Below are 26,623 nucleotides of genomic sequence, written 5' to 3'. Positions count from 1 at the left end.
GCTCCGGCTCAAGATCAGTCGTCGAGAGCCCATCGAGGCGATACTGCCGGTAGATATGATCGAGGACGATCTATTTCGTATGTTTGCGGAGGAGGTTTTTTCCAAGTGCCATCCGCCAACTCTGACAGATCATACATGAAGGCTTCGAGCCAGAGTATGACCTGCATGGCCTCATCGAGGGTGATGTGCTTGGGTTCTGCTTGGCTCGGTCGTTCCGCTATCGGTTTAGGGTCAAGCATCGCGCCAGTGTGGCAAAAATATATCCGGTTGCCTTTTGAACTGAGGACCTTGTGAGCAAAATTCGTGCGCAGTGGATTGATGCGAGTGCTCAAAAAGTTCAAACGACCCGTGAGATTTGGCCCGATCCTGCCCTTTTTCTCTTTCTGCTGAGCCGTTTCAATCATCACTCGTCTCAGCATTTCCCACTTCTGGTTGAATTGAGTACGATAGGTCATGAAGCCATACGGCTCAAAATTATCGGTCATCTTCAGGATATGCATGGTATTCCGGTCTATCTGAAGCTCGACTTCGCCGAACCACCTCATGAACATACCGACCACCTGGTACATGTCTGGCGCGACCCGCACCTCTTTCAGCCGCCGCTGAGTGAGTTCCTCTGGGGTTAGGTTCCAGCAGTCAACCGGTTGATAGGGCATATCAAAGACCAGTCAGGACGCGATGAGGTGTTGAAGCTCATGAACTGTGAGCGAACGCCGCGCTGCCGCGCCTCTCAGCCGGCGGAACGGGATCAGCGCGAGAACCACCAGCTATAGCTGGCGGGCGGCTGGGGAGCCTCCTCCTGCCGGCCACCAGTGCCGAGCGCGAGCAGGCGCGCACTGGATTCCGTGATCCAGGCGCGATGCTCGTTGATCGGTGTGATCGCGGTGAAGCCGCCGCAGATGCGCCTGGCCCGCGAGTTGAGCGGACCGCTCGACCAGCTGACGATGCCGACGAGATCGCGCGAGGCGGGCGAACCGCGCAGCACGGGGCCACCGGAATCGCCGCGGCAGGCGCCGGCGCCCGGACTTTCGCCCTTGGTCTGCGTATCGACCGCGACCTTCACGGTGTTGGCCGTGGTGTAATTGCCGGCATTGACCAGGGGCGTCTCGCGCAGGCGCCGCGCCGTGTTCTTGTTGTCCTCGATCGCAAGCCCGTAGCCCGCCATGGTGACGGCCTCGCCCTGCCAGAGGCCGCTGCCGAGCGAAAGCGGCTCGATATCGGGCGGCAGCGGCGCTGCCAGCCGCAGCACCGCGAGATCGGTGCCGGGCTGCGTGCGCGGCGTCGTGCCCGGCACGAAGCTCGGATGCGGCAGCACGGCGATCACGGCGTGACGGCGCATGCGAAAGCGTGGATCGAGGCTGATGACGCGGACCGAGCCGCCGCCCATCAGGCAGTGCGCGGCGGTCAGCACCAGCTCGGGTGCGATCGCCGCGCCGGAGCAGAGTTCGCCGCGGCTGGTTTCGATCCGCAAGGTCGAGGCCCGCATGCCGCCGGCATCCCGCGAGGTCGTGCCACCCACCACGGCGAGCGCAGGGGAGGCGGCGGCCACGAGTGCTGTGGCAAGTGCAATTGCGCGCAATGTCATGATGGCGACCAAGCTAGGAACTGGCTTCAATGTATGGGTTGCGGCTCGCCAGTCAAATCGGCCCCAGAGGCCCTAACAGCCTCTGGCCCTCCCGTCAGCGGCGTGTCGTCCAGCTGGCGCTCTCGCCCCAGTTCGACAATGTCTTGTCGATCCAGCCGCGTTGCGGCGCGACGAGAACGCCCTGGCTCAGCAGCCCGCAACTCTTGCCCGAGGGACCGGTCGACCAGCTGGCGACGGCGATGACGCCGCCATCGGCTGACGTCACCGGTCCGCCTGAATCGCCCTGGCAGGCGCCGGCGCCCGCCTTCTTGCCGAGGCCATTGGCGTCGGCCGCCCAGATCAGGACGCGGCCGGGACCATAGGGCTCGACAGTGACGAGCGCCGCCGAGCGATAGGTTCCGGTCGTGCGGGCCTCGCCCTCGCGGGTGACGCCATAGCCGGCGAGCGACACGGGGGAGCCGGCGCGTGGCAGATCGCCATCGACCAGCGTCGCCGGGACGAACCGGGCCGGCAGCGCGACCTGGACGCGCAGCAGCACGAGATCGATCGAGCGCCGGCGATTGGCGACGGCTCCGCCATTGAATTCGGGGTGGATGGCGACGCTGGCCGGGGCGATCAGCACCGGCTCGTCGCTGCCGCCTTCCTTCCAGTGAAGGCGCAGATCCGTGCCACCATCGGCGCAATGCGCCGCGGTCAGGATGGTGCGCGACGACAGGACGATGCCCGAGCAGACGCCGCCGCGCGCATTCAGGACCATCAGGGTCGATGCAGCGGCCGGGCCGCCATCGCGCCCACCGACCACCGCGCCCGCCATTTGCGGCGCCGCCATCGAACCCAGCGTCAGCCCCAGGGCTGCAATCAATCGTCCGAGGCCCATGGTGCGCTCCTTACTTATCGGGAGGGCTGGATAGCGCGGCGGCCGGCCAATTTGAACCCGCAATCGGAGAGCCATGACGCCTCTCGCCCTGACACTGCTGCCGCTCGAACCGGTTTCCCTGCGGCTCGACCAACCCGTTTGGAAACTCCAGCCCTCAGCCTGAGGAGCGGCGCAGTGGCGTCTCGAAGGATGCTCCGCCTCCACCGGAGCCTCGTGGAGCATGCTGTTTATTCTCGGAACCACGCTGTCGTCCCGGACAAGCGGCGAAGCCGCGCCGATCCGGGACGACGGCGCGGGTGATGGAAAGCGAACGGAAGCTCCTGCTATCGCTCGGTTCATTCCAAGCAACCTCTCAGCATGAGGCTTCGGGGATATCTCAAGCAGTCCCTGACCTTTCAACCCGATGAGGAGATGCCGATTGCGGCGCTGTCACCGAGCCCTTCGAGCTCGCGGGCCTCGCATATCGCCGCAACCCGGCGGCCGAGGAGAGGTCCGAGCGCACCGCAGGCTGATGTCGCGCTCGTGATCGACCGGATCGGCGCCGTGATCGGGCGCGGCCATGAATGACGTGGACGGGTGGCGATTACGTGACGTACTCTGCGTCGATGCACGCCATGGTATTCATGGTGTGTTCAGTCGGCCGGGATTACCGCATGTCGATGATGCCCGTTGAACCCATCTTTGCTCTCGCCTTGCTCGCGGCCCCGCTGCCGATCGTGCGGGTCGACGACCCGACGCCGATCTCATGCCTCTCGGCCGAGGAGATGCGCGATGCCATCGCCGATGGACGGGTGATCCAGCCTGCGCAGGCGTCGCGCCATGCTCGCAATGCGGCGCCCGGCGAGGTCTTGCGCATCCGGCTGTGCCGCCAGGGCGATGAATATGTCTATGTGATCACGACGCTGAAGCGCGACGGCCGCGTCGCCCGCGTGACGCTCGAGGGGCAATCTGGCAAGGTCGCGACCATACGCTGAGCGCGAGCCCTCGCGATTCGAGCCCGGCCGGGCCAGATATCATCGCTCATCAGGCAGATCAGCTCATCAGGCAGATCGGCTAACTAGGAGTACGCGACCGTGAGACTGCTCGTCGTCGAGGACGACAAGGACCTCAACCGCCAGATCGTCACCGCGCTGGAGAATGCCGGCTATGCGGTCGACAAGGCTTTCGACGGTGAGGAAGGGCTCTATCTCGGCGAGACCGAGCCCTATGACGCCGTCATTCTCGATCTCGGCCTGCCGAAGGTCGATGGCGTCGCCGTGCTGCAGGGCTGGCGCCGCGCCGGCAAGGTCATGCCGGTGCTGATCCTGACGGCACGCGACCGCTGGAGCGACAAGGTCGCGGGCTTCGACGCCGGCGCCGACGATTATGTGGTCAAGCCCTTCCATGTCGAGGAGCTCTTGGCGCGCGTCCGCGCCCTGCTGCGCCGCGCCGCCGGACATGCGACCGCCGAATTGATCTGCGGGCCGGTGCGGCTCGACACGCGCGCCAGCCGCGTCGTCGTCGATGGCAACCCGGTCAAGCTGACCTCGCATGAATACCGCCTGCTCGCCTATCTGATGCATCATCAGGGCCGCGTCGTCTCGCGCACGGAGCTGGTCGAGCATCTCTACGACCAGGATTTCGACCGGGATTCGAACACGATCGAGGTCTTCGTCGGCCGCCTGCGCAAGAAGCTCGGCGTCGAGGTCATCGAGACCGTGCGGGGCCTCGGCTACATCGCCGCCGCGCCCGAGAAGGTCTGATCCCGCGCGATGCCGTTGAAGTCGCATCGCTATTCGCTTGGCGCGCGGCTCTTCCTTACGGCGGCGATCTGCTGCGCGCTGGTGCTGATGCTGGCGGGCATTGGTCTCACGACCTTCTACCGCCGCTCCGCCGAGCGCGGCTTCGACGAGCGCCTCAGCGTCTACATCAAGGAACTCGTGGCCGATCTTGCCGCGCCGCCCGAAGCGGAGCGACAGGCGATCGGCGATCTCGGCGAGCCGCGCTTCGACCTGCCATTGTCGGGCTGGTACTGGCAGATCATCCGGCTCGACGGGGAGAAGCCGACAATTCGCAGCTCGCGCTCGCTCGTCGGCGGCCAGTTGCCGAAATTGCTCGACCAGCAATTGACGCCCAATGCGCGGGGCCTGCGCGAAACCTATGTTTCGGGGCCCGACGACCGCGCCTTGCGCGTCCTCGAACGGGAGATCGATGTCGGCGAGGATGGCCGCTTCACCGTGGCGGTCGGGGCTCCCGCCGACGAGATCGACGGCGATATCCGCGATTTCCGCTTCGCCCTGACGCTGACCTTCGTCCTGCTCGGGTTGGCGCTCGTCGCCTCGACGCTCATCCAGGTGCGCTTCGGCCTGCGGCCGCTGGTGCGGCTGGGAACCGCCGTCGGGGCCGTGCGGACCGGCGAGGCGCCGCGCATCGCCGGGCAATACCCACCCGATCTCGCTCCCTTGGCGGGAGAACTGAACCAGCTCATCGACGCCAATCGCGAAATCTTGGAGCGGGCGCGCACCCAGGTCGGCAATCTCGCCCATGCGCTGAAGACCCCGCTCAGCGTCATGCTGAACGAGGCGGAAGCCGGGGGGAGGGCGCGCTGCCCGACATGGTGAAGACGCAGGCCGCGATCATGCGCGACCAGGTTCAGTATTATCTCGACCGCGCCCGGGCAGCTGCGCTCTCGGGCGCGCTCGGCGGGGTGACCGAGACCGCGCCCTCGCTCGATGCGTTGATCCGCACCTTCTCGAAGATCTCGCAGGGGCGCGGCATCACGGGCTCGCATAGCGTGCCGGCCGGAATCCGGTTTCGCGGCGAGAAGCAGGATTTCGAGGAGATGCTGGGCAATCTGCTCGACAATGCCTTCAAATGGGCGGATGCGACCGTCGAGGTCAGCCTCGCGCCGTCATCCGATGCCGGCATCGAGCGGATCGCGCTCCTGATCGACGATGATGGGCCGGGCTTGCCGAACGAGGCGATGGCGGATGTGCTGAAGCGCGGCCGGCGGCTCGACGAGACGATTCCAGGCTCGGGGCTGGGCCTGTCGATCGTCGCCGATCTGGCCAAGCTCTATGGCGGCGGCCTCTCGCTGCAGAAATCGCCGCTGGGCGGCTTGCGGGCGCGCCTCGTCCTGCCTTCGGTTTAAGAAGACTTGCCGTCCGAGGCGAGGCGCCTGCGTGACCCTTTGTCGCCACCTTCGCGCGTGAAGCGCGGCCCGCGATTGTCTAAGAGTTCCTGATGCTGATCTGGATCATCTTCGCGGTCATGACGGGGGCGGCGGTTTTCGCGCTGCTCTGGCCGCTCGGCCGTGGCCAGGGCGCGGCTTTCGCCGACGGCTCGGATGCCGCGAGCCTCTATCGCGCCCAACTCGGTGAGATCGACCGCGATCTCGGCCGCGCGCTGATCGGCCTGGCCGAGGCTGAAGCCGCCCGTGTCGAGGCTGCGCGGCGTCTCCTGCGCGCGGCCGACGAGGAGGGTGATCCGGCCGGCGAGACGGAATCGTCGCTGCGCCGCCGCCGCGCCAGTTCGGCGCTGGCCTTGTCCTGCGTGCCGCTGCTCGCATTGCTGGTCTACGGTGCCTATGGCTCGCCGACGCGCCCCGACCAGCCTTTGTCGGCGCGGTTGCAGAGCGATCCGTCGCAGCAGGATTTCGCGGTGTCGCTGGCCCGCATCGAGGCGCATCTGGCGGCCAATCCGGCGGATGGGCGCGGATGGGCGGTGCTCGCGCCGGTCTATCTGCGGCAGGGCCGCCCCGATGACGCGGCGCGCGCCTTTGCCGCCGCGATCCGCAATGGCGAGGATGGGGCGGAGATGCGCGCCGGTCTCGGCGAGGCCCAGATCCTCGACGCTGGCGGCGTGGTGACGGCCGAAGCGCGCGAAACCCTGGCCGAGGCGCTCAAGCGCGAGCCCGGCAATCCCCGCGCGCGCTACTTTCTCGCCATCGCCAGGGAACAGGACGGCGACAGCCGGGGCGCGGTTGCCGCGTTCGAAAGCCTGCTCAAGGATGCGCCGCCCGGCGCGGTCTGGGTCCCGGCCGTGCGCCAGAGGCTGCAAGCGCTCGATAGCCAACTGCTCGACGGAGCCGCGGCGCGGGCCGCGATCGCCGGGCTGCCGGCGGCGGATCAGCAGGCCGCGATCCGCGGCATGGTCGAGGGGCTGGCCGAGCGCCTGAAGGCGGGCGGCGGCACATTGGCCGAATGGGAAAGATTGGTCCGCTCGCAAAGCGTGCTCGGCGAGAAGGCCGCCGCACGCGAGGCTGTCGCGATGGCGCGCTCGCGCCTGTCGCAGGACAGCGCCGCACTCGTGCAGCTCGACCAGCTCGCGGGCGAACTCGGGCTGAAGGAGCCGGCGCCATGACCACTGCCGAGCCCACTGCCGAGCCCGCTGCCGCGCCGTTACGTCCGGTCGCCGCCAAGCGCCGCTGGACCCGTAAGCAGCGCCGCTTGGCCCTGATCGCCGCTGCCGGCGTCGTGCTCTGCCTCGCCGCCGGTTTGGTGCTCGTCGCCATGCGCGACACCATCGTCTTCTTCTACGGACCGACCGAGATCGTCGAGAAGGGGCTCGCGCCCGGCACGCGCATGCGGCTCGGCGGGCTGGTCGAGACAGGTTCGGTCGTGCGTGGCCCGGGCCAGCGCGTCGTCTTCGCGGTCACCGACAGCAAGACCACGCTCAACGTGACCTATCAGGGGCTCTTGCCCGATCTCTTCCGCGAAGGGCAGGGCGTCGTCACCGAGGGCGTCTTCGAGGGCGCGGGCCGCTTCCGCGCTGACTCGGTCCTGGCCAAGCATGACGAGACCTATATGCCGCGCGAGGTTGCCGACACGCTGAAGAAGCAGGGCCATTGGCAGCCGGGCATGACCAAGCCCGGCCTGACCGGCCCGAACCCATCCCCCGTCACGCCATCCCCTGTCACCAAATGAGGCGCGCATGATCGTCGAGATCGGCCATTTCGCGCTTGCCTTGGCGCTTGGCGTCGCCGTCGTCCAGGCCCTGGTGCCGCTTTGGGGCGTGGCGCGTCATGACCGGGCGCTGGCCTCGGTCGGCACCGCCGCGGCGATCACCTGCTTCCTGCTGGTCGCGTTGTCTTTCGCGGCCCTGGTCGCGTCCTATGTCCGGTCCGACTTCTCGGTCGAGAACGTCGCTTCGAACTCGCATTCGGCCCAGCCGCTGATCTACAAACTGACCTCGGCCTGGGGCAATCACGAAGGCTCGATGCTGCTCTGGGTCTTGATCCTGACGCTGTTCGGGGCGCTGGTGGCGCTGTCGCGCCGCTCGCTGCCGGCGCGGCTGCGGGCCGGCACGCTCGCCGCGCAAGGCACGATCACGGTCGCCTTCCTCGCCTTCACGCTTTTGACCTCAAACCCCTTCCGGCGGCTCGACCCAGTGCCGGGTGAAGGCCAGGATCTCAACCCGATCCTCCAGGATCTCGGTCTCGCGATCCATCCGCCGCTGCTCTATGTCGGCTATGTCGGCTTCTCCATCACCTATGCCTTCGCGGTCGCGGCCCTGATCGACGGGCGCATCGACGCGGTCTGGGCGCGCGCGGTCCGGCCCTGGACGCTGCTCGCCTGGGTGTTCCTGACGCTGGGCATCGCGATGGGCTCCTATTGGGCCTATTACGAGCTTGGCTGGGGCGGCTGGTGGTTCTGGGATCCGGTCGAGAACGCCTCGCTGATGCCCTGGCTCGCCGGCACGGCGCTGATCCATTCCACCGTGGTGATGGAGAAGCGCGACGCGCTCAAGGTCTGGACGATCCTGCTCGCGATCCTGACCTTCTCGCTCTCGCTGCTGGGTACCTTCATCGTCCGCTCCGGCGTGCTGACCTCGGTGCATTCCTTCGCCAGCGACCCGGCGCGCGGGCTCTTCATCCTCGCGATCCTGATCTTTTTCGTCGGCGGCTCGCTGGCGCTCTTCGCCTGGCGCGCGCCCTTGCTCAGGCAGGGCGGCCTGTTCGCGCCGGTCTCCCGCGAGGGGGCGCTCGTCGTCAACAATGTCTTTATCGCGACCTCCTGCGCCACTGTCTTCATCGGCACGCTCTATCCGCTGGTGCTGGAGATGCTGACCGGGGACAAGATCTCGGTCGGTCCGCCCTTCTTCAACGCGACCTTCGTGCCGCTGCTGGTGCCGCTGCTGCTGGTCCTGCCGCTCGGCCAGTCGCTTGCCTGGAAGCGCGGCAATCTGCTCGGCGCGGCGCAGCGTACGGCTGCCGCCTTCGGGCTCGGCATCCTCGTGGCAGTGGGCGTGCTCGCCTATATGCGCGGCGGGCCGGTCCTGGCGCCGCTCGGCATCGGGCTCGGCGTCTTCCTGGTCACGGGCGCGATCTTCGACCTCGGCGAGCGCATCGTCGCGCGCGCCAGTGGCCTGCGGGCCGTTCTGTCGCGGGCGAAGGGCCTGCCGCGCTCCGCCTGGGGCACGGCCTTCGCCCATGCGGGCGTCGGTCTGAGCGTGATCGGCATCGCCGCCGCCGCCTGGAGCACGGAGGCGATCGGCATCCTGAAGCCGGGAGAAAGCCTGACCAGCGGCCGCTACACCGTGGTGCTGGAAAGCATCACCCCGCGCCCCGGCCCCAATTTCCGCGAGGATGTGGTGCGTTTCCGCATCCTCTCGGGCGATAGGCCGCTCAAGCCGGTCGAGGCAATGAAGCGCGTCTATACGGCCCGCGCCATGCCGACGACCGAGGCCGGCATCCGCACCGACGGCCTGAGCCAGGCCTACGTCAATGTGGGCGAGATGGAGAGCGATGGTGGCATCGCCGTCCGGCTCTACGACAAGCCATTGATCCTGCTGATCTGGATCGGCGCGATCGTGATGGCCTTCGGCGGCGCGTTGTCGCTGACCGACAGGCGCTTCCGGCTGGCGGCGCCGCAGCGCGCCAAGGTAACCCGCGCCAAGCCCGTCCCCGCTACGCCTCAACCGGCGGAGTGAGGCCGATGCTGCGCGCCCTTGTCATCGTTGCGCTCTGCCTGGGCTGGGCCGCTCCCGGCCGCGCCGTCCAGCCTGACGAGGTTTTGCCGAACGCTGCGCTCGAACACCGCGCCCGGGCGATTTCCGGCGGCTTGCGCTGCCTCGTCTGCCAGAACCAGTCGATCGACGATTCCGATGCGCCCTTGGCGCGCGACCTGCGCATCCTGGTGCGCGAGCGGCTGGTCGCGGGCGACAGCGACGCCGCAGTGCAGGACTTCGTCGTTGCGCGCTATGGCGATTTCGTGCTGCTGCGCCCGCCCTTCACGATCCGCACCGTGGCGCTCTGGGCCGGGCCGTTCCTGATCCTGCTCTTTGGCCTCGCCTTCATCTGGCGCAGCGGACGGCGCATGAAGCCGCTGGGCGCGGCGGCAGCGCCATTGTCGCCGGACGAGCAGGCGCGCATCGCGGCGCTGATGAAGCGGGACGGCGAGTAGGCCGGCTCAGAGGCTGATGCCGCAACTGCTTCGAAGCTCGAGCGCGTAGACGGGGACCGAGCGGCCCTCCACGATATAGTACACGCGACCGTCGCGACGCTGGCTTGTCGATGCATAGGTGGAAAAGACCCGCGCAAAGCACGCAGCCCGGGATCCGCCATGGCCGTACTCGGAGGCAACCTGCAGTCCGGTGGCATAGGCAGAGCTCGCCGGTCTGGCGGGCCGCATAGCCGTCGCGCGCATGGCACGGCGCGACGAGACGTCGGCGAGCCGGTCGATCCCGCACCGGCTGCGTTGCTCGGCGTTATAGGCGGGTGTCGAGGCCGCATGCCAGTTCCGCCGCCCATCGGCCCTCTCCACGACGACAGCGTGTTTCGCGAAGACCTGCGCGTAGCAGCCGGCATTGGCGTAGCCTCGGCCTTGGGCTATTCGCAGCCCGGATTGATAGGCGGTGACGGTCTGTGCCAGCGCCGCATCGCTGCCGAGCAGCAGCATGGCGGCGACCGCATGTCTGAGAACGCTCATTACCAATCCCCCCGCGAAGGCCGGTTCGCGGACGGAGTGTTTCCGCAGCGTAAATGCCCGTCAAGCGTGCGGGTGCGCGCGACGGCCCCAACCTTACGAAATCGTCATCTTCGCGCCAAATCCGGGTAAGGCTGCGCCCGTCATGGTCGTCGGCACAGACAGGGAAGGCCCTGCCGATTTGACCGAGGGTTTCGCCATGACGACCACCACCTCAAAATCCATTCTGAAGCGCGGCGTCCTGATTGCCGGCGCCGCCACGCTCGGCATCGGCCTTGCCGCCGGTATCGCCGATGGCGCGCTGAAGCTCGATCACAGGGCTTTCGCCCAGCCGATTCAGCTTTCGGGCGTCCAGACGCAGCTGCCCTCCTTCGCCGACATCGTCGAGAAGGTGAAGCCCGCCGTCGTCTCCGTCCGCGTCAAGACCCAGACCGTCGCCGCCGCCGATGAGGACGGCCAGGGCAGCCTGGACGACCTGCCGCCCGGACTGCGGCGCTTCTTCCGCCAGGACGGCCAAGGCGGCCAGGATGGCCCGCGTCAGGGCCGGCCGCAGCCGCGCCAAGGCATGGCCCAGGGCTCCGGCTTCTTCGTCAGCCAGGACGGCTATGTCGTGACCAACAACCACGTCGTCGAGAACGCGGTCGAGGTCCAGCTCGTCACCGATGACGGCAAGACGCTCGATGCCAAGGTCGTCGGCACCGATCCGCGCACCGATCTCGCGCTGCTGAAGGTCAAGGATGGCGGCAATTTCCAATACGTCCAGCTCGCCTCGGCAAAGCCGCGCATCGGCGACTGGGTGCTCGCGGTCGGCAACCCCTTCGGGCTCGGCGGCACCGTGACCGCGGGCATCGTCTCGGCCCAGGGACGCGATATCGGCTCGGGCCCCTATGACGACTTCCTGCAGATCGACGCGCCGGTGAACAAGGGCAATTCCGGTGGCCCGACCTTCAACCAGCAGGGTCAGGTCGTCGGCGTCAACACTGCGATCTTCTCGCCCTCGGGCGGCAGCGTCGGCATCGCCTTCGCCATTCCCTCCGCGACCGTCGAGCAGGTCGTCGATGCGTTGAAGAAGGACGGCTCGGTCGCGCGTGGCTTCATCGGCGTGCAGATCCAGCCGGTGACGAGCGAAGTCGCCGACGCGATCGGCCTCAAGGAGGCGCATGGCGCCCTGGTCGCGAGCGCCGAGCAGAACGGCCCGGCCGCCAAGGCCGGCGTCAAGCGCGGAGACACCATCATCGCTGTCAATGGCGAGCAGGTGAAGGATGCGCGCGACCTCTCGCGCCGGATCGCCAAATTCGCGCCGGGCACCAAGACCAGTCTCACGGTCTGGCGTGACGGCAAGGAGCGTCAGCTCAGCTTCGAGGTTGGCCGCCAGCCGGCGGCCTAAAAAGGGGCGGGCTCGAGTCTCACGGTTCCTGTCGCCCCCGCCGGGAGACCAGCCTTCACCGCGGCAGGCCGGATGCGTATCGTCCGGCCTGCCGTTTTTACGTTTTGTAGGATAGGCTTATCCCATGCGACTCCTGATCGTTGAAGATGACGCCGAGGCAGCGGCCTATCTGACCAAGGCCTTCCGCGAGGCCGGCCATGTCGCCGACCATGCCGCCGACGGGCTCGAAGGCTACGCCATGGCGGAGGGCGGCGGCTATGACGTGCTGGTGGTCGACCGCATGCTGCCGCGTCTCGACGGGCTGTCATTGATCCGCTCGCTGCGCGAGCAGAACGACGTGACGCCGGCGCTGATCCTCTCGGCGCTGGCGCAGGTCGATGACCGCGTGAAGGGCCTGCGCGCCGGCGGCGACGATTACCTGCCCAAGCCCTATGCCTTTTCCGAACTGCTCGCGCGGGTCGAGGTGCTGTCGCGCCGCCGCGCCGCGCCGGCTTCCGAGCCCACGACCTATCGCGTCGGCGATCTCGCGCTCGACCGGCTCGCCCATCGCGTCGCGCGCGGCGAGGAGGAAATTCCGCTGCAGCCGCGCGAATTCCGCCTGCTCGAATATCTGATGAAGCATGCCGGGCAGGTGGTGACGCGCACCATGCTGCTGGAGAATGTCTGGGACTATCATTTCGACCCCCAGACCAATGTCATCGACGTGCATGTCAGCCGCCTGCGCGCCAAGGTCGACAAGGGCTTCGAGCACCCGATGATCCACACCATTCGCGGCGCGGGATACATGGTCCGTGACACGGCGCGCTGATCCGGCCGGGCAGGACGCGGCTGCGCAGAGCGTTCCGCGCAAGACGACCACGCATCCCATGACCACGCATCTTTTGCCAAACCTGTTCCGCACCACCGCCTTCAAGCTGACGGCGGTCTATCTCGTCATCTTCGCGCTCTTCGCCGGCTTCGTGCTGGGCTATGTCGCCTGGAACGCCAAGCGCCTGCTCGACGACCAGATCCGCTCGACCATCGACGCCGAGATCCAGGGACTCGCCGAGCAGCAGCGCCAGGGCGGCATCAGGCGGCTCGTCAACATCATCGAGCGGCGCTCGCGCGGGCCCGGCGCTTCGCTCTATCTCGTCACCACGCCGGTGGGCGATCGTCTCGCCGGCAATGTCGAGGCCGTGCCGCCCGGTGCGCTCGATCGTCCGGGCGAAAGCGAGATCGAATATGCGCGCTCCGCCGACGCGGTCGATACGCCGAGCCGTGCGATCGTGCGCGTCTTCGTGCTGCCGGCGGGTTTCAGGCTGCTGGTCGGGCGCGATGTCGAGGAGCGCGAGCGTCTCGGCGTCGTGATCAGGCGCGCGGCTGGCTGGTCGCTGCTGTTGGTCTTCGTGCTCGGCTGCTTTGCGAGCTGGTTCGTGGCGCGCCGTGTGCTGAAGCGCGTCGACGGCATGACCGACACGGCCCAGTCGATCATGGCCGGTGACCTGAAGGGCCGATTGTCGATCTCGGGCACGGGCGACGAGCTCGACCGTCTGGCGCTGAACCTCAACGCCATGCTCGACCGCATCGGTGAATTGATGGCCGGCATGCAGCAGGTCTCAGACAACATCGCCCATGACCTGAAAACGCCCTTGACCCGGCTGCGCAACCGCGCCGAGGAGGCGCTGCGCACGGCGAAATCCCCCGACGAATTGCGCGCCGCGCTCGATGGCTCGATCGACGAGGCCGACAACCTGATCCGCGTCTTCAACGCGCTCTTGATGATCGCGCGGCTCGAGACCGGCCGCATCCAAGACAGCATGGATGTGCTCGACCTCTCCGAGATCGTCTCCGGCATGGTGGAGCTCTACGAGCCGCTGGCCGAGGAGGCGGGGGTGTCGCTGGTCACCGAGGTTGCGCCGGAGCTGCATGTCTCGGGCAATCGCGAATTGCTCGGCCAGGCGCTCGCCAATCTGATCGACAACGCGCTGAAATACGGCCAGCCGGTCGAGGCGGGCGCGGGCGCGGGGGCGGCGACGGTCGTCGTCTCGGCAGCTCCTGTCGGCTCCGAGATCGAGCTCGTCGTCGCCGATCACGGGCCGGGCGTCCCGGAGGCCGATCGCGGCCGCGTGCTGGAGCGCTTCGTCAGGCTCGACCAGAGCCGCAGCAAGCCGGGCTTCGGGCTCGGCCTGTCGCTGGCGGCTGGCGTCGTCAGGCTGCATGGCGGCCAGCTCAGGCTGGAGGACAACGCGCCTGGCCTGCGCGTGGTGATCTCCCTGCCCCAAGCGCAGCCGAAGCCTGTGGACATGCGCGAGGGCGGCGTGCTCCCGGCCTCGACAGCGCAGCCGAACCCTGCTGGCTTGCAATCCGCGTAATCTAGCGGGACTGAGACGATGGACGGGCGGCTTTGCGATCGACTGAAGGCCGCGCCCGTGCTGCCGGCCAAAGCCCGCCGCGAGGCGTTGCTGACGCGCGAGCTGATCGAGCGCCTGCGCGACGATGCCGCCACTGAGGCCCTGACGCAGCATTTCGCCAACAATCCGGCATCAGTCGATCTCGTCGCCGGCATCCTGGCGCATTCGCCCTTCCTGACGCAAATCATGCGGCTTGATCCCGCAGGTCTCGTCTCGGCGCTGACGACAGCGCCGGAAGCGCGCCGCGATGCCTTGCTCGCCGAGATCGCAGCCATCGCCGCGTCGGGCGTCGAGACGGCTGAACTCATGCGGGCGCTACGCCGTTTCCGGCAGGCGATGGCGCTCTTGATCGCGCTCGCCGATATCGGCGGCGTCTGGGATGTCGAGACGGTCACCGCGGCGCTGACGGCGATGGCCGATGCTGCCGTGCATCTCGCGACCGAGCATGTTTTGCGGCAGGCGGCCGATCTCGGCCGCATCCGCTTGAGCGATCCGGCTGATCCCGGCGCGGGCTGCGGCCTCGTCGTGCTCGCGCTCGGCAAGCATGGCGCGGGCGAGCTGAACTACTCCTCCGACATCGACATCGTCGTCTTCTTCGACCCCGAGGCGGCCGAGGCTGCAGGCGTCACCGAGCCGTCGAGCTTCTTCGTCAAGCTGACGCAAACCATCGCCCGCATCATCCAGGAGCGCACGCCCGACGGCTATGTCTTCCGCGTCGATCTGCGCCTGCGGCCGGACCCGGCCTCGACCCATGTCGCGGTCGCGCTGCCATCAGCCTATTCCTATTACGAGACCGTCGGCCAGAACTGGGAACGCGCCGCTATGATCAAGGCGCGGCCGGTCGCAGGCGACCTCGCGTTGGGCAAGCGCTTCCTCGCCGATCTCGCCCCCTTCATCTGGCGCAAATATTTCGACTTCGCCGCGATCGCCGACATCCATGCGATGAAGCGCCAGATCCAGACGGTGAAGGGCCATGAGACGATCGCCGTCGAGGGCCATAATGTGAAGCTCGGGCGCGGCGGCATCCGCGAGATCGAGTTCTTCGTGCAGACGCAGCAGCTCGTCTTCGGCGGCCGGCGCCCGGCGCTGCGCGGCCCGCGCACGCTGGAGATGCTCGGCGAACTGACGCATGAAGGCTGGATCACGCCCAAGGCGCGCGACGAGCTGGCCGAATCCTATCGCTATCTGCGCGTGATCGAACATCGCCTGCAGATGCGCCATGACGAGCAGACGCAGACCCTGCCCAAGGCAAAGGGCGATCTGGAGGCCTTCGCGCGCTTCTGCGGCTATCCCTCGACTGCGGCCTTCGGCAAGGCGCTGACGGCGCATGCCAGGCGCGTCGAGGGGCATTACGCGCTGCTCTTCGAGGAGGGGCCGAGCCTGGCCAGCGAAGCGGGCACGCTGAGCTTCACCGGTACCGAGCTCGACCCGGACACCTTGGCGACCTTGCGCAAGCTCGGCTTCCGCGACCCCGGCACCGCCGCCGAGACGGTGCGCGGCTGGCATTTCGGCCGCCGCGCCGCCGTGACCAGCGCCCGTGCCCGCGAGGTCCTGACCGAGCTCACGCCGGCGCTCCTGGTGGCGCTCGGCCGCACCGTCGACCCCGACGGCGCGCTCGCCCATCTCGACAACGCCTTCGTGCGCATGCCGGCTGCGGTCGAATTGCTGACGCTGCTGCGCTCGCATGCCTCGCTGCTGACGATCTTCGCCGACATCCTCGGCAGCGCGCCCAGGCTCGCCAAGGTCGCGGCGCTCTATCCCCATGTCCTCGACGGCATCATCGACCCGGCCTTCACCTCGGCCAATCTCGACACCGATGCCTTGACCGGTCGCATCAGGGCCGTCGTCGGCAATCCGCCGCCCAGCGTCGAGGATGGGCTCGACCGCTTGCGCGATGCGGCGCGGCAGGAGAATTTCCTGGTGGGTGCGCGCCTGATTTCGGGCGTCTACCGGGCCCAGCAGGCGGGCCAGGCCTATTGCGCCGTGGCCGAAGGCTGCCTGCGCGTCGCTTTCGACGATACCCGGGCCGCCTTCGCCGCCGATCACGGCGTCATTGCGGGCGCGGAGACTGTGGTGCTGGGGCTGGGCCGGCTCGGCGCGGGCGAACTCACACCATCCTCCGATCTCGACCTGATCCTGCTCTATGACCGGCCGGAGGACGCAGGCCCCAGCGACGGCGCCAAAAGCCTCGACCCCGTCACCTGGCATGTCCGCTTCACCCAGCGGCTGGTGGCGGCGCTGACGGTGCCGACGCGGCGCGGCGGGCTCTACCAGGTCGATATGCGGCTGCGGCCGACGGGCAATAAGAGCCCGGTTGCGACCCAGTTCTCCGGTTTCGAGGCCTATCACACGGGCGAGGCCGAGATCTGGGAGGAGATGGCGCTGACGCGCGCCCGCGTCGTCGCCGGCGATGCCGGGCTGGCGCGCCGGGCGCAGGCTGCGATCGGGCAGATCCTGCGGCGCGAGCGCAAGCCGGCGAAGGTCGCAACTGCGGTGCTGGAGATGCGCGCCCTGATCGCCAAGGAGAAGGGCGAGAGCGACCCCAGGGATCTGAAGCTCGTGGCTGGGGGCCTGACCGATCTGGATTTCCTGGCGCAGTTCCTGGTGCTGGCCCATGCCGCGCGCCACCCTGGCCTGGTCGCGCCCGATACCGCCGCCGTTTTTGCCGCGACGCGGGAGGTTGGGTTGCTATCGGCGGCCGATGCGGCGTTCCTGATCGAGGCGCACAGGCTGATCGGCGATGTTCAGCTCTGGCAGCGCTTCACCGTCGAGGATGCGTTCGATCCCGCTGCCGTGCCGCCGCGCGTGCTCAAGCGGATCGCGACGGCTGTAGGCCGGCCGGACGCCAAGGTGCTGCGGGCGGAGCTGGACGAGATGCGCGCCGGCGTCCGCGCCCTGTTCCAGAAGCTGCTTGGCGCAGCCCGCGCCGGGTGAGTGTTCAGGCAGCCTGGGCGGTGATGCGCCCGGCGCCGCCATCCACCGGCAGGTGCACCATCACGATGGTGCCGGCGCCGATCGATGAGCGCAGGCGCAGCGAGCCGCCATGCAGTTCGGCCAGTGAACGGGCGATGGCGAGGCCGAGCCCCGAGCCCTGATAGCTGCGGGTGAGGTCGCCCTCGACCTGCTCGAAGGGCCGCCCGATACGGTCGATCTTCTCCTTGGGGATGCCGATGCCGGTGTCCTCGATATAGATGTTGAGCGCACCCGGCACCTGGCGCAGCCGCACCGCGACCTGCCCACCTTCGGGCGTGAACTTGACCGCGTTGTCGATGAGATTGCCGAGGATCTGGTAGAGCGCGTGCGGATCGGCCTCCAGGCGCAGGTCGCGCGGCCCCTCGATGCGCAGCGCGAGGTGCTTGCGGTCGATTTCGGCGCGCGCCTTGAGGACGGCTTCGTCGATGACCAGGCCCACCGCGACGTCGGATTTTTCGAGCCGCATCCGGCCGGCCTCGATGCGGGCCATGTCGAGGACGTCGTTGATGACGCCGAGCAGATAGCCGCCGCTGGAGCGGATATCGCGGACATAGTCGAGATAGCGGTCGCAGCCGAGGCTGCCGAACAGGCCGTTCTCCATGATCTCGGAGAAGCCGATGATGGCGTTGAGCGGCGTGCGCAGTTCATGGCTCATATTGGCCAGGAATTCCGACTTGGCCCGGTTGGCGCTCTCGGCCGCGGCCTTCTGCTCCAGATAGCGCTCGGCCATGTCGGCGAGCTGCTGCGCCTGCGCTTCCAGCTTCTGGCGCGAGGCCTTGAGGTCGGTGACATGCATCAGGAGCTGGTGCTCCGACTGGGTCAGGCGCTCCTCCTGCTGCTTCAGCTTGGTGATGTCGGTGCCGACCGAGACCGAGCCGCCATCCTTGGTGCGGCGGCCGTTGATCTGCAGCCAGCGGCCGTCAGACAGGCGCGCCTCATAGGACGAGGCGCCGACCGTGCCGCGCATCGTGCGCACCGGCTCGCGGTCGATATTGGGCTGGGCGCTCAGCGCCATCAATTGATCATGGCCGATGCCGACCTGGAGCAATTCCGCGGGGAGCTGGTGGAGCTGCTGATACTTTGCGTTGCACAGGACGAGGCGGTTATCGCCATCCCAGAGCACGAAGGCTTCGGAGATCGCCTCGACGGCGTCGCGGAGGCGGGCGTCGGCGGTCGCCGTGCGCTCGGCCATGTTGCGCTGCTCGGAGATGTCGACGGCGATGCCGACGAGATGCTGCGAATGGGTCCGGCGGTCGATCACGAGCTCGGCGCGGGCCTTGAGCCAGACCCATTCGCCGGTGGCGCCGCGGACGCGAAACTCCTGGTCGAGATGCTCGGCCTCGCCACGGCTGATCGCATCGGCGAGCGCGTAGAGATCGACATCGTCGGGATGGATGAAGGCGCTGACCTCGCCGAAGGACATGTAGTCGCCGGAGCGGTCATAGCCGAGCATGGCGTACATCGAATCTGACCAGTAGATCCGGCCACGCGCCAGATCCCAGTCCCACAGGCCGCAATGGCCGCGGTTCAGGGCTGAGTCGATGCGCTGGCGCACGCGGTCGCAATCCTCGTCGGCGGCCGAGGCCCGCCGCGATTGCAAGATGAAGGCGAGGGTGATGGCGGTGAGCACGAGCGCGGCCGAGCCGATCAGCGCCAGGAGCGCGCTGCGGCGCTGCTGCCAGGTCGAAAGCGCCCGGGAGACGGGCTGCATCACCGCGACCTGGCCGAGCGGGGCAGGAAGATTGCGGACGGTCGCGAACACCTCGGTCGCGCCCGGCAAGGTGATGCGCATCACGCCGGCGCGGTCGCCGAACACGGTCAGGGGCTGGGTCTGGCCGAGGAAGTCGACCAGCGTGCGCTGGGTCTGGCCGATGACGGGCTCGCTGGCGATGACCTGCCCATCGGCTGCGCTGACATGGACGATGCGGCCATGGGGGGCGAGGTGCTTGGAGGCCAGCGTTGCAAGAAGAGAGGAGGGGGAGGCGCCGGTCTGGACGGCGACCTCAAGTTCTCGCACGATCAGCGCCGAGACGAGATCGATGTCGCCAGCAGCATCGAGCAGGGCGTCATCTCGCATGGCCGAGGTTTGAACCAGGGCCCCGGCGCCCAGGATGAGCATGAACACGGCGACGAGCGCCGGCAAGACTTTACGAAAGATCGGTTCGAGGCTCTCGAAGCGTCGATAGAGCGGATGCGTCAGCGATCTGGCGACCCCCAGAATCGTGTCTGCGCGCATAGATGCGCAGCTCGCGTTGGCACGCGTCATGCCCGTCCCCCTTCGGATAATCCGTACCGTCAGCAAGATCGGGAGACGTGCCGCATCCCCTCGAATCACTTTGAGTTGAATCCGCGCGAGCCGGTTTGTCTAGCCTTGAGTTGAATCGGAGCGTCAGAATTCGCCTTAAGGTTGTATCGATCGAATCAATGAATCCTGTACGGGTAATGAAACGTTAACGTTTCGGACAGGCGCGCCCTCGGTACCCGTCTGGGCGGCCCCTCGGTGCCGGTTTGGACATGTGAGCCCTCATCCTGAGGAGCCGAGTAGCGGCGTCTCGAAGGATGCTCCAGATGGTTCCGGAACCTCCTGGAGCATCCTTCGAGACGCGGGCTGCGCCCGCTCCTCAGGATGAGGGCTCGCGGAGTTTCGAAACGGCCCCGACGCCGCTCAGAACAGGATGCGAGAAACCGGTTCCCGCTTTTTCGCATCCTGTTCTCGGCTTTTGGTTTGACGCGTTTTCTTCACGCGAACCGGCGTCCACTTCGCTCGAAAACGCTTTAGGCGAGCGCGCGCTCGGCGATATCGGCGACGTCTCGCGACAATCCAGGCATCCGCGCGACCATCGCCAGGGACGCCTGAGCGAGATCCTTGCGGATGGGTTCGAGCATCCTCCAGCTCTTGAACGAGCCGAGCAGGCGCGAGGCGACCTGGGGGTTGGTCCGGTCGAGCGCGATGACCATGTCGGCGACGAATGCGTAGCCCGCGCCGTCGGCCCGGTTGAACTGGGTCAGGTTCGCCGCGAAACCGCCGATCAGGGCGCGCACGCGGTTGGGATTGCTAAGCGAGAAGGCCTTGTGCTGCATCAACCGCTTGACGCGGTCGAGCGTGCCCGGTTCGGCGATCAGAGCCTGCGCCATCAGCCATTTGTCGAGCACCAGCGGCTCGTCGGCATAGAGTGTGGCGAAGCGCTCGATCAGCTCTTCGCGTGCCTCGCCTGTTGTTAGGGTGATTGCTGAAAGCGCGGCCAGGCGGTCTGTTAGATTATTGGCCATGTCGAACTGATCCTCGGCAAGAGCTGGCCCGGACTGAATGTCGGCGACCGCGAGCAGCATCAGTGCTTCGTTGCGTAAGGCCCTCCGACCGGCTGACGCGGCATCGGGTGAATACCGAGCGGAGGCGTCGAATTTGGTCAGGAGCTTGAGAAGCTGCGGCGTCAGCGCAAAGCCTAGCTCCGTCGCCAGGGTACGGTGCGCAGCGTGAATCGCGTCCGGATCGACATCCTGTCCGATCTCGCGGGCGACATCGCCGCCGGAAGGCAGGCGCAGCACCTGAGCCGCGAAGGCGGGGTCGGCCACCGCCTGCCCAGACAGGAACGCCTCGAGCGCGGCCGCGATTGGTGCTGACCGCGTCTGCACTTCCACGAGACCGATCTGCTTTCGGCCGCCGGCGACCAGCGCCCGCGTCGCCACGCTCTGCAGCGCCTGCCAGCGGTTGAAGGAATCGCTGTCGGCCGAGAACAGGCGAAGCAGGTCCGCATCGGAGAGATCGAGCTCGAGCCGCACCGGCGCCGAGAAGCCGCGCAGCAGCGAGGGGATCGGCGCTTCCACGACATCGCTGAAGACCACCGAAAGCGAGGGCTGGTCGAGCACGATCAGCCCGTCCCCGGCATAGGCGCTCGATCCGGTCGTCAGGGGCAGGTCGCCGCCCTTGCCGACGAGCCCGAGCGCGACCGGCAGCACCACCGGCTGCTTCGTCGTCTGGCCCGGCGTCGGCGGCGTCGTCTGGGCGAGGTCGAGCGTGTAGCTCTTCGCCCGCGCGTCATAGCGGCCCGAGGCGACGATGGTGGGCGTGCCGGCCTGCTCGTACCAGCGCGCGAAATGGGAAAGGTCCTTGCCCGAGGTCTCGGCGAAGCAGGCCAGGAACTCCTCGATCGTCGCCGCCGTGCCATCGCAGCGCTCAAAATAGAGGTCCATGCCGCGCTTGAAGGCGTCCGCACCGATCAGGACCTTGAGCATGCGGATCACCTCCGCGCCCTTCTCATAGACCGTCGGCGTGTAGAAGTTGTTGATTTCCTTGTAGGCGCGGGGCCTGACTGGGTGGGCAAGCGGGCCTGCATCCTCGGAGAACTGCGTTGCGCGCAGCGTGCGCACATCACTGATGCGCTTCACCGGGCGCGAGCGCTCGTCGGCGGAGAACTCCTGATCGCGGAAGACGGTGAGGCCCTCCTTCAGGCAGAGCTGGAACCAGTCGCGGCAGGTGATGCGGTTGCCGGTCCAGTTGTGGAAATACTCATGCGCGATGATCGCCTCGATCGAGGCATAGTCGCCATCGGTTGCGGTTTGCGGGTCGGCCAGCACATATTTGTCGTTGAAGATGTTGAGGCCCTTGTTCTCCATCGCGCCCATGTTGAAATCCGAGACGGCGACGACGTTGAACACGTCGAGATCGTAATTGCGGCCGAAGACGCGCTCGTCCCAGCGCATGCAGCGCACCAGCGAATCCAGCGCCCAGCCGGCGCGCCCGGCCTTACCGGGCTCGACATAGACCGCAAGCTCGACCTGCTGGCCATCCGCGGTGACGTAGCCTTCGCGAACATGGTCGAGGGCGCCGCCAACCAGGGCGAAGAGATAGGCGGGCTTGGGGTGGGGGTCGTGCCAGACGGCGAAATGCCGGTCGCTGCCGGGCACTTCGCCCGTCGCGACGCGGTTGCCGTTGGAGAGCAGCACCGGCGCCTCGGTCTTCGCCGCTTCCAGCCTGACCGTATAGACAGACATCACATCGGGCCGGTCGAGGAAATAGGTGATGCGGCGGAAGCCGTCCGCCTCGCATTGCGTGCAATAGACCTTGGACGAGCGGTAGAGGCCCATCAGCTTGGTGTTGGCTGAGGGGTCGAGCACCGTTTCGATCGTCAGGGTGAAGCCGCGCCGGGGCGGCGCATGAACGGTCAGCGATTGCGGGCCCGCAGTGAAGGCGCTCGCATCGAGCGGCGCGCCGTCCAGCTTGATTGCGCTCAACACCAACTCGTCGCCATCGAGGATCAAGGGCGCACCCGGCTGGCCCGCCGGGTTGGGCCGCAGGCCGAGCAAGGCGCGCACGCGGGTCTGCTGCGGAGCGAGGCTGATGTCGAGGTCGACCGTGTCGATCAGCCAGTCGGATGGGCGGTAGTCCTCGAGGCGGATCAAGGGGGTGTCTTCGGCGCGCATGGACTGACCTGACAGAAGCGACTCTCGAGCCTTGTGTGTAGCCCGAGCCTCCTCCGCTCGAAAGTCCGCGCGCGCCGCAGGCCTGGAGCATCGGCCATGAGTAATGATGTCCCTCGTCATGCCACGCTGTTCGGAAGCGACAGCGTTTGGCGGCTGCAACCTCTCACCGCGACGTGGACCTGGAATGCATCAGCTGTGAACGGCGATCACAACCCGGGCAGCGGATCGGGCGCGGTGGCCATGCGCGCCGGCTCCGCATGGCTGACCAGCCGGCAGACCTGCGGGCGGGCGATCCGGACCGCGCGCTCGATCGCATCGACGGCGGCATGGACGGCGGCGACATCGAGCGCGGGGTCGACGCGGCAATGGTAGTTCACCACCAGCCCATTCTCGGTCTGGCGCACGCGGACGCTGTGAATGTCGTGGATCGGCCCGGCGAGCTTGGAGGCTTCGCCCGCCAGGGCCTTGCCGATGTCCTCGACCGTTTCCCAGGCGGCGTTGTGGCCGGCCGGCGCGCCGGTCTCCATCGGTTCGATATGGGTCTCGACCTCGGTCTCGCCGCCGAATTCTTCCCGGATCGCCACCTCCAGCCGGGTCGCGATGTCATGGGCTTCGCCCAGCGGCAATTTGGCGTCGACCTCCATGTCGAGGCTCACCGAGAGCCGCCCGCCGATGGTGTGGACAGTGACGTGATGCACCGGGATTTTGAGCTTGAGCGCGATCAGCAGCACCTTTTCCAGCGCCGTCTCGTCATCGACCTGGATCGGGTTGGCGGCGATGGTGATCTCGGCGCCGGGCTCTTCCTTCTCCACGGCGTCGAGCAGCGCCTGCTTGATCGCCACGACCCGGTCGAGCGGCAAGGTGCGCGAAACACGGATGCCGATCTCGCCATAGGTACGCCCGCCGGCCGGGCGGACCCTGATCCAGTCGATCGCCACGATGCCGGGCACGGCAGCCGCGATCTTGTTCAAGCGCTCGCTGACGCCCTCCGGCGCCGCATCCATCAAGGTGTTGATGGTTCGCCTGGCAAGCCTGAAGGCGGAAAAGGCGGTGAAGGCCGCGATCGCGAAGGCGGCGATCGTGTCGGCGCGCGGCGCGCCGGCCCAGACGCCGATGAGCCCGGCGAGCACCAGCGCGGAGCCGACGAAATCGGTCGAGAAATGCGTCGCCTCGCCGGCCAGCGCCTCGCTGCCGGTCTCCTTGGCGACGCGGGCGAGCGAGCGCCAGCGCAGCGCATCGACCGTCATCGAGAGCAGCATCACGCCGATGACCACGGGCGTGACCGCGACATATTCGGCGATGCCGAGCCAGAGTCGCGAGCCCGCCTCCCAGAGGATCGCGCCGGCGAGCGTGAACAGGATCGCGGTTTCGACCAGTGCGGCCAGCGCCTCGAGCTTGCCATGGCCGTAATGGTGCTCCTCATCCGCCGGCTTGTCGGCGGCATGGACGGCGAACCAGGTGAACAGGGTCGAGCCGATATCGACGATGCCCTGGAGGGCGTCGGTCAGCAGGGCCAGCGAGCCCGAGATCATTGCCGCCACGACCTTGGCGGCCGTGAGCAGGATGGTCGCCATCACGGACAGCATCGCCGCGCGGCGCTTGATCGCGCTGATCTGCAGGGCGGTCGGCGCCGGCCGCTCGTCTGCGTCGTCCGTTCTCGTCATGGCAAATCCCGTATCGGGCCGTTATCTAGGGTCAGAGCAGGATTTGGGGTCAAAGCAGGACTTGGTCCGAAAACCAGTTCCCACTCTTCGGCGTCATGCTCTAGGAAGGCGCAGGGTTTGGCCCGATCCGGGATCGAGATCAACCCGCCCATCCTTGAAAACCCGCCATGATCGAAACAAGAGGCAGTCCACGATGCGCTATCTCCACACCATGGTCCGCGTCACCGATCTCGACGCCGCGCTCGATTTCTACGTGACCAAGTTTGGGCTCGTCGAGACCCGCCGCATCGAGAGCGAAAAAGGTCGCTTCACGCTGGTCTTCCTGGCCGCGCCCGACGAGGTCGAGACCGTCAGGGAGCAGGGCAGCCGTGGCCGCCCGACGCTGGAACTGACTTATAACTGGGACCCGGAGGTCTATACCGGCGGCCGCAATTTCGGTCACCTCGCTTATGAGGTCGACGATATCTACGCCACCTGCGACAAGCTGATGAAGGCCGGCGTCACGATCAACCGCCCGCCGCGCGACGGCAACATGGCCTTCATCCGCTCGCCCGACAACATCTCGATCGAGATCCTGCAGAAGGGCGATCCGAAGGCGCCGGCCGAGCCCTGGACGAGCATGCCGAATACCGGGGTCTGGTAGGCCAAACGGCGGCATGACCGGCGTCTTCTCCCTCGGCATCGCCACGCTCGATTATGTCTACAGCGTCGAGACCATGCCGACGCGCGGCGAAAAATATCGCTCGCGCGATCTCGCCGTGGTCGGCGGCGGCTGCGCCGGCAACGCCTCGGTCGCGATCGCGCGGCTCGGCGGCCGTTCATGGCTGGCGACGCGGCTCGCCGACGACCTGACCGGGGACCAGATCGTCGCCGAGCTCAGAGGCGAGGGCGTCGATACCGGCTTCTCCCTGCGCGCGCCCGGCCTGCGCTCGCCGGTCTCCGCCATCCTGGTCGATGCCGAAGGCGAGCGCATGGTGATCTCCTATTCCGATCCCGCCATGCCGGTGACGACGGATTGGCTGCCCGGGAGCCTGCCGGACGGGGCGGGCGCGGTGCTGGCCGATACGCGCTGGGGCGAGGGTGCGCTTGCCGCCCTGGCCCTGGCGCGCAAGGCCGGCCTCCCCGGCGTGCTCGACGCCGACCGCAAGCCGCCCCATCCCGATCTCGTCGCGACCGCGAGCCATGTCGCCTTCAGCGCGCAGGCGCTGCGGGAGTTGTCTGAGGAGGAGGATCCGCGCCTCGGCCTCGCCAAGATCTCTCGCGATGCCGAGACCTGGTTTGCCAAGACCTGGCTTGCAGTGACGCTCGGCAAGGACGGCGTGCTCTTCGTCGAGAATGGCGAGATCGCGCATATCCCCGCCTTTCCCGTCGCGGCGGTCGATACGCTGGGCGCAGGCGATGTCTGGCATGGCGCCTTCGCCCTGGCGCTGGCGGAGGGGCAGGACGAGCGCGCGGCGATCCGTTTCGCCTCGGCGACCGCCGCGATCAAATGCACGCGTTTCGGCGGCCGCGCCGGCGCGCCGCGGCGCGAGGAGGTCGAGCGCTTTCTGGCGCAGGCGGGCTGACGAAGAGCCTCGGTTTTCAGTTAGCGTTCGCCGGCACGGAGCCCTTGATTGTCAATTGTCCTGAAAGCGTTGGCTGCCTTTGCATGGCTCTGGCTTGGGCTGGCCGCGGCCTCGGCGACGGAGGTCTCCCGCCGAGAAATGAATGTGCCCACCCCGACCGGGCCCGTAGCGATGGAAGCCTTTGAACACCAAGGGCAGGGGCCGCACTCCGCTATCGTCGTCCTGAGCGGCAGCAAAGGCTTCGGCTCGCCCGCTTATGGCGAGATGGCGCAGGCGTTCAACGCGGCCGGCCTCGACGTTTTTCTCCTGCATGTCCTGTCGCGGGAGGATGTGCGGGTAATTGCCGGAACTAATGGCGCTGCGGCGCGGAAGCGATATTACGCGCAGCGTCTTCCGGATTGGATCGGCTCCGCGCGCGCCGCTGCCGCCTTTCTGAAAACCCAGCCTCGCCATGCCGGGACGATCGGCCTGCTCGGCATATCGCTGGGCGCTAATGTGGCGGCCGCAAGCGCCGCCGACAATGTCGATGTCGCAGCCCTGGTCCTGGTCGATGGCGGGTTTCCCGAGGGTTACTCCAGGCAGGTTCGTGCGCTTCCGCCCTTGCAGCTGATCTGGGGGAGCGCCGACCGGGTTTTCCCGCTGTCCTTGGGGCGCGATCTGGAGCGGATGGCGCGGGGGCTGGGGGGAAAGGCAAGCCTCGATGTCTATGAAGGCGCCGGGCATGATTTCTTTCTCCGCCCGGGAACGAGCCAGGCCAGGGCCGCGCATCAGAGCGCGGCGGATTTCCTGCAGCGACGGCTGGCGCAACGCCCCTGACTGTCGGCGGTTCATGACGAGATATTGCCTGAAATTTAGGC

At 67.4% G+C, this 26,623-nt stretch carries 22 protein-coding genes; 15 read left to right on the top strand and 7 right to left on the bottom strand.

Annotated features, from left to right (window positions below; all coding sequences use genetic code 11):
* Positions 1-14 precede the first annotated feature (14 nt).
* The 3 genes from RMR04_RS21265 to RMR04_RS21255 all read right to left on the bottom strand — a co-directional run bounded on the left by RMR04_RS21265 (position 15) and on the right by RMR04_RS21255 (position 2,462).
* Positions 15-656: a hypothetical protein gene (locus RMR04_RS21265; protein WP_311910369.1), complete on the bottom strand. Its 642-nt coding sequence runs from the start codon at positions 654-656 to the stop codon at positions 15-17.
* 92 nt (positions 657-748) lie between these two features.
* Complete coding sequence (locus RMR04_RS21260; RefSeq protein ID WP_311910368.1) at positions 749-1,585, bottom strand: S1 family peptidase; 837 nt, start codon at positions 1,583-1,585, stop codon at positions 749-751.
* 94 nt (positions 1,586-1,679) lie between these two features.
* Entirely contained in the window at positions 1,680-2,462 is a 783-nt protein-coding gene (locus RMR04_RS21255; protein ID WP_311910367.1) for a S1 family peptidase, read from the bottom strand.
* A 563-nt stretch (positions 2,463-3,025) separates the two neighbouring features.
* Between RMR04_RS21255 and RMR04_RS21250 the strand changes: the two genes are divergently transcribed.
* The 8 genes from RMR04_RS21250 (at position 3,026) to RMR04_RS21215 (ending at position 9,844) form a co-directional block, all read left to right on the top strand.
* On the top strand, positions 3,026-3,436 hold the full coding sequence (locus RMR04_RS21250) for a PepSY domain-containing protein (protein WP_311910365.1): 411 nt from the start codon (positions 3,026-3,028) through the stop codon (positions 3,434-3,436).
* Positions 3,437-3,535: 99 nt separating this feature from the next.
* Positions 3,536-4,204 carry a response regulator transcription factor gene (locus RMR04_RS21245; protein ID WP_311910364.1) on the top strand — a complete coding sequence of 223 codons (669 nt, stop codon included), beginning with the start codon at positions 3,536-3,538 and terminating at the stop codon, positions 4,202-4,204.
* 9 nt (positions 4,205-4,213) lie between these two features.
* Positions 4,214-5,062, top strand: coding sequence for a sensor histidine kinase (locus RMR04_RS21240; RefSeq protein WP_311910363.1), 849 nt, complete (start codon positions 4,214-4,216; stop codon positions 5,060-5,062).
* Complete coding sequence (locus RMR04_RS21235; RefSeq protein ID WP_311910362.1) at positions 5,056-5,592, top strand: ATP-binding protein; 537 nt, start codon at positions 5,056-5,058, stop codon at positions 5,590-5,592. Before RMR04_RS21240 ends, RMR04_RS21235 begins: the two co-directional genes overlap by 7 nt.
* A gap of 92 nt (positions 5,593-5,684) precedes the next feature.
* Positions 5,685-6,803: a c-type cytochrome biogenesis protein CcmI gene (ccmI, locus tag RMR04_RS21230; RefSeq protein ID WP_311910361.1), complete on the top strand. Its 1,119-nt coding sequence runs from the start codon at positions 5,685-5,687 to the stop codon at positions 6,801-6,803.
* A complete protein-coding gene (gene ccmE, locus RMR04_RS21225) occupies positions 6,800-7,366 on the top strand; it encodes a cytochrome c maturation protein CcmE (RefSeq protein ID WP_311910360.1) in 567 nt (188 codons plus the stop codon). The genes ccmI and ccmE overlap by 4 nt, the downstream gene beginning before the upstream one ends.
* Before the next feature lie 7 nt (positions 7,367-7,373).
* Positions 7,374-9,371 carry a heme lyase CcmF/NrfE family subunit gene (locus RMR04_RS21220; protein ID WP_311910359.1) on the top strand — a complete coding sequence of 666 codons (1,998 nt, stop codon included), beginning with the start codon at positions 7,374-7,376 and terminating at the stop codon, positions 9,369-9,371.
* Positions 9,372-9,376: 5 nt separating this feature from the next.
* On the top strand, positions 9,377-9,844 hold the full coding sequence (locus tag RMR04_RS21215) for a cytochrome c-type biogenesis protein (RefSeq protein WP_311910358.1): 468 nt from the start codon (positions 9,377-9,379) through the stop codon (positions 9,842-9,844).
* Positions 9,845-9,850: 6 nt separating this feature from the next.
* Here the strand turns inward: RMR04_RS21215 and RMR04_RS21210 are convergent, their stop codons facing one another.
* On the bottom strand, positions 9,851-10,369 hold the full coding sequence (locus RMR04_RS21210) for a hypothetical protein (RefSeq protein WP_311910357.1): 519 nt from the start codon (positions 10,367-10,369) through the stop codon (positions 9,851-9,853).
* A 142-nt stretch (positions 10,370-10,511) separates the two neighbouring features.
* On the opposite strand from RMR04_RS21210, the gene RMR04_RS21205 reads away from it, so the two are divergent.
* From RMR04_RS21205 to RMR04_RS21190, 4 genes are all read left to right on the top strand, one after another.
* On the top strand, positions 10,512-11,753 hold the full coding sequence (locus RMR04_RS21205; protein WP_410492143.1) for a trypsin-like peptidase domain-containing protein: 1,242 nt from the start codon (positions 10,512-10,514) through the stop codon (positions 11,751-11,753).
* 124 nt (positions 11,754-11,877) lie between these two features.
* On the top strand, positions 11,878-12,561 hold the full coding sequence (locus RMR04_RS21200) for a response regulator transcription factor (RefSeq protein WP_069690458.1): 684 nt from the start codon (positions 11,878-11,880) through the stop codon (positions 12,559-12,561).
* A 58-nt stretch (positions 12,562-12,619) separates the two neighbouring features.
* Positions 12,620-14,104: a HAMP domain-containing sensor histidine kinase gene (locus tag RMR04_RS21195; protein WP_311915900.1), complete on the top strand. Its 1,485-nt coding sequence runs from the start codon at positions 12,620-12,622 to the stop codon at positions 14,102-14,104.
* An 18-nt stretch (positions 14,105-14,122) separates the two neighbouring features.
* On the top strand, positions 14,123-17,077 hold the full coding sequence (locus RMR04_RS21190) for a bifunctional [glutamine synthetase] adenylyltransferase/[glutamine synthetase]-adenylyl-L-tyrosine phosphorylase (protein WP_311910355.1): 2,955 nt from the start codon (positions 14,123-14,125) through the stop codon (positions 17,075-17,077).
* A 4-nt stretch (positions 17,078-17,081) separates the two neighbouring features.
* Here RMR04_RS21190 and RMR04_RS21185 read toward each other — a convergent pair whose 3' ends face one another.
* From RMR04_RS21185 to RMR04_RS21175, 3 genes are all read right to left on the bottom strand, one after another.
* Positions 17,082-19,352 carry a PAS domain-containing sensor histidine kinase gene (locus RMR04_RS21185; protein WP_311910354.1) on the bottom strand — a complete coding sequence of 757 codons (2,271 nt, stop codon included), beginning with the start codon at positions 19,350-19,352 and terminating at the stop codon, positions 17,082-17,084.
* A 539-nt stretch (positions 19,353-19,891) separates the two neighbouring features.
* Complete coding sequence (gene pepN / locus RMR04_RS21180; RefSeq protein ID WP_311910353.1) at positions 19,892-22,537, bottom strand: aminopeptidase N; 2,646 nt, start codon at positions 22,535-22,537, stop codon at positions 19,892-19,894.
* 206 nt (positions 22,538-22,743) lie between these two features.
* Positions 22,744-24,201: a cation-efflux pump gene (locus RMR04_RS21175; protein ID WP_311910352.1), complete on the bottom strand. Its 1,458-nt coding sequence runs from the start codon at positions 24,199-24,201 to the stop codon at positions 22,744-22,746.
* A gap of 193 nt (positions 24,202-24,394) precedes the next feature.
* On the opposite strand from RMR04_RS21175, the gene RMR04_RS21170 reads away from it, so the two are divergent.
* From RMR04_RS21170 to RMR04_RS21160, 3 genes are all read left to right on the top strand, one after another.
* Complete coding sequence (locus RMR04_RS21170) at positions 24,395-24,844, top strand: VOC family protein (RefSeq protein ID WP_311910351.1); 450 nt, start codon at positions 24,395-24,397, stop codon at positions 24,842-24,844.
* A 13-nt stretch (positions 24,845-24,857) separates the two neighbouring features.
* Complete coding sequence (locus tag RMR04_RS21165) at positions 24,858-25,766, top strand: PfkB family carbohydrate kinase (protein WP_311910350.1); 909 nt, start codon at positions 24,858-24,860, stop codon at positions 25,764-25,766.
* A gap of 138 nt (positions 25,767-25,904) precedes the next feature.
* Positions 25,905-26,582 (top strand): dienelactone hydrolase family protein, encoded by a 678-nt coding sequence (locus RMR04_RS21160; protein WP_410492142.1) that lies wholly within the window; start codon positions 25,905-25,907, stop codon positions 26,580-26,582.
* The last annotated feature ends 41 nt before the right edge of the window (positions 26,583-26,623 follow it).

It is taken from the genome of Bosea sp. 685 (genome assembly GCF_031884435.1).
Taxonomy (GTDB): domain Bacteria; phylum Pseudomonadota; class Alphaproteobacteria; order Rhizobiales; family Beijerinckiaceae; genus Allobosea.
This window is presented reverse-complemented; position numbering and strand designations above follow the sequence as displayed.

What these genes read in the sequence shown, in the direction of transcription:
- RMR04_RS21265 (WP_311910369.1), bottom strand. Translation starts at nt 656, where the DNA reads ATGCCCTATCAACCGGTTGACTGCTGGAACCTAACCCCAGAGGAACTC.
- RMR04_RS21260 (WP_311910368.1), bottom strand. Translation starts at nt 1,585, where the DNA reads ATGACATTGCGCGCAATTGCACTTGCCACAGCACTCGTGGCCGCCGCC.
- RMR04_RS21255 (WP_311910367.1), bottom strand. Translation starts at nt 2,462, where the DNA reads ATGGGCCTCGGACGATTGATTGCAGCCCTGGGGCTGACGCTGGGTTCG.
- RMR04_RS21250 (WP_311910365.1), top strand. Translation starts at nt 3,026, where the DNA reads ATGACGTGGACGGGTGGCGATTACGTGACGTACTCTGCGTCGATGCAC.
- RMR04_RS21240 (WP_311910363.1), top strand. Translation starts at nt 4,214, where the DNA reads ATGCCGTTGAAGTCGCATCGCTATTCGCTTGGCGCGCGGCTCTTCCTT.
- RMR04_RS21235 (WP_311910362.1), top strand. Translation starts at nt 5,056, where the DNA reads ATGGTGAAGACGCAGGCCGCGATCATGCGCGACCAGGTTCAGTATTAT.
- ccmI (WP_311910361.1), top strand. Translation starts at nt 5,685, where the DNA reads ATGCTGATCTGGATCATCTTCGCGGTCATGACGGGGGCGGCGGTTTTC.
- ccmE (WP_311910360.1), top strand. Translation starts at nt 6,800, where the DNA reads ATGACCACTGCCGAGCCCACTGCCGAGCCCGCTGCCGCGCCGTTACGT.
- RMR04_RS21220 (WP_311910359.1), top strand. Translation starts at nt 7,374, where the DNA reads ATGATCGTCGAGATCGGCCATTTCGCGCTTGCCTTGGCGCTTGGCGTC.
- RMR04_RS21215 (WP_311910358.1), top strand. Translation starts at nt 9,377, where the DNA reads ATGCTGCGCGCCCTTGTCATCGTTGCGCTCTGCCTGGGCTGGGCCGCT.
- RMR04_RS21210 (WP_311910357.1), bottom strand. Translation starts at nt 10,369, where the DNA reads ATGAGCGTTCTCAGACATGCGGTCGCCGCCATGCTGCTGCTCGGCAGC.
- RMR04_RS21205 (WP_410492143.1), top strand. Translation starts at nt 10,512, where the DNA reads ATGGTCGTCGGCACAGACAGGGAAGGCCCTGCCGATTTGACCGAGGGT.
- RMR04_RS21200 (WP_069690458.1), top strand. Translation starts at nt 11,878, where the DNA reads ATGCGACTCCTGATCGTTGAAGATGACGCCGAGGCAGCGGCCTATCTG.
- RMR04_RS21195 (WP_311915900.1), top strand. Translation starts at nt 12,620, where the DNA reads ATGACCACGCATCTTTTGCCAAACCTGTTCCGCACCACCGCCTTCAAG.
- RMR04_RS21190 (WP_311910355.1), top strand. Translation starts at nt 14,123, where the DNA reads ATGGACGGGCGGCTTTGCGATCGACTGAAGGCCGCGCCCGTGCTGCCG.
- RMR04_RS21185 (WP_311910354.1), bottom strand. Translation starts at nt 19,352, where the DNA reads ATGCGCGCAGACACGATTCTGGGGGTCGCCAGATCGCTGACGCATCCG.
- pepN (WP_311910353.1), bottom strand. Translation starts at nt 22,537, where the DNA reads ATGCGCGCCGAAGACACCCCCTTGATCCGCCTCGAGGACTACCGCCCA.
- RMR04_RS21175 (WP_311910352.1), bottom strand. Translation starts at nt 24,201, where the DNA reads ATGACGAGAACGGACGACGCAGACGAGCGGCCGGCGCCGACCGCCCTG.
- RMR04_RS21170 (WP_311910351.1), top strand. Translation starts at nt 24,395, where the DNA reads ATGCGCTATCTCCACACCATGGTCCGCGTCACCGATCTCGACGCCGCG.
- RMR04_RS21165 (WP_311910350.1), top strand. Translation starts at nt 24,858, where the DNA reads ATGACCGGCGTCTTCTCCCTCGGCATCGCCACGCTCGATTATGTCTAC.
- RMR04_RS21160 (WP_410492142.1), top strand. Translation starts at nt 25,905, where the DNA reads ATGAATGTGCCCACCCCGACCGGGCCCGTAGCGATGGAAGCCTTTGAA.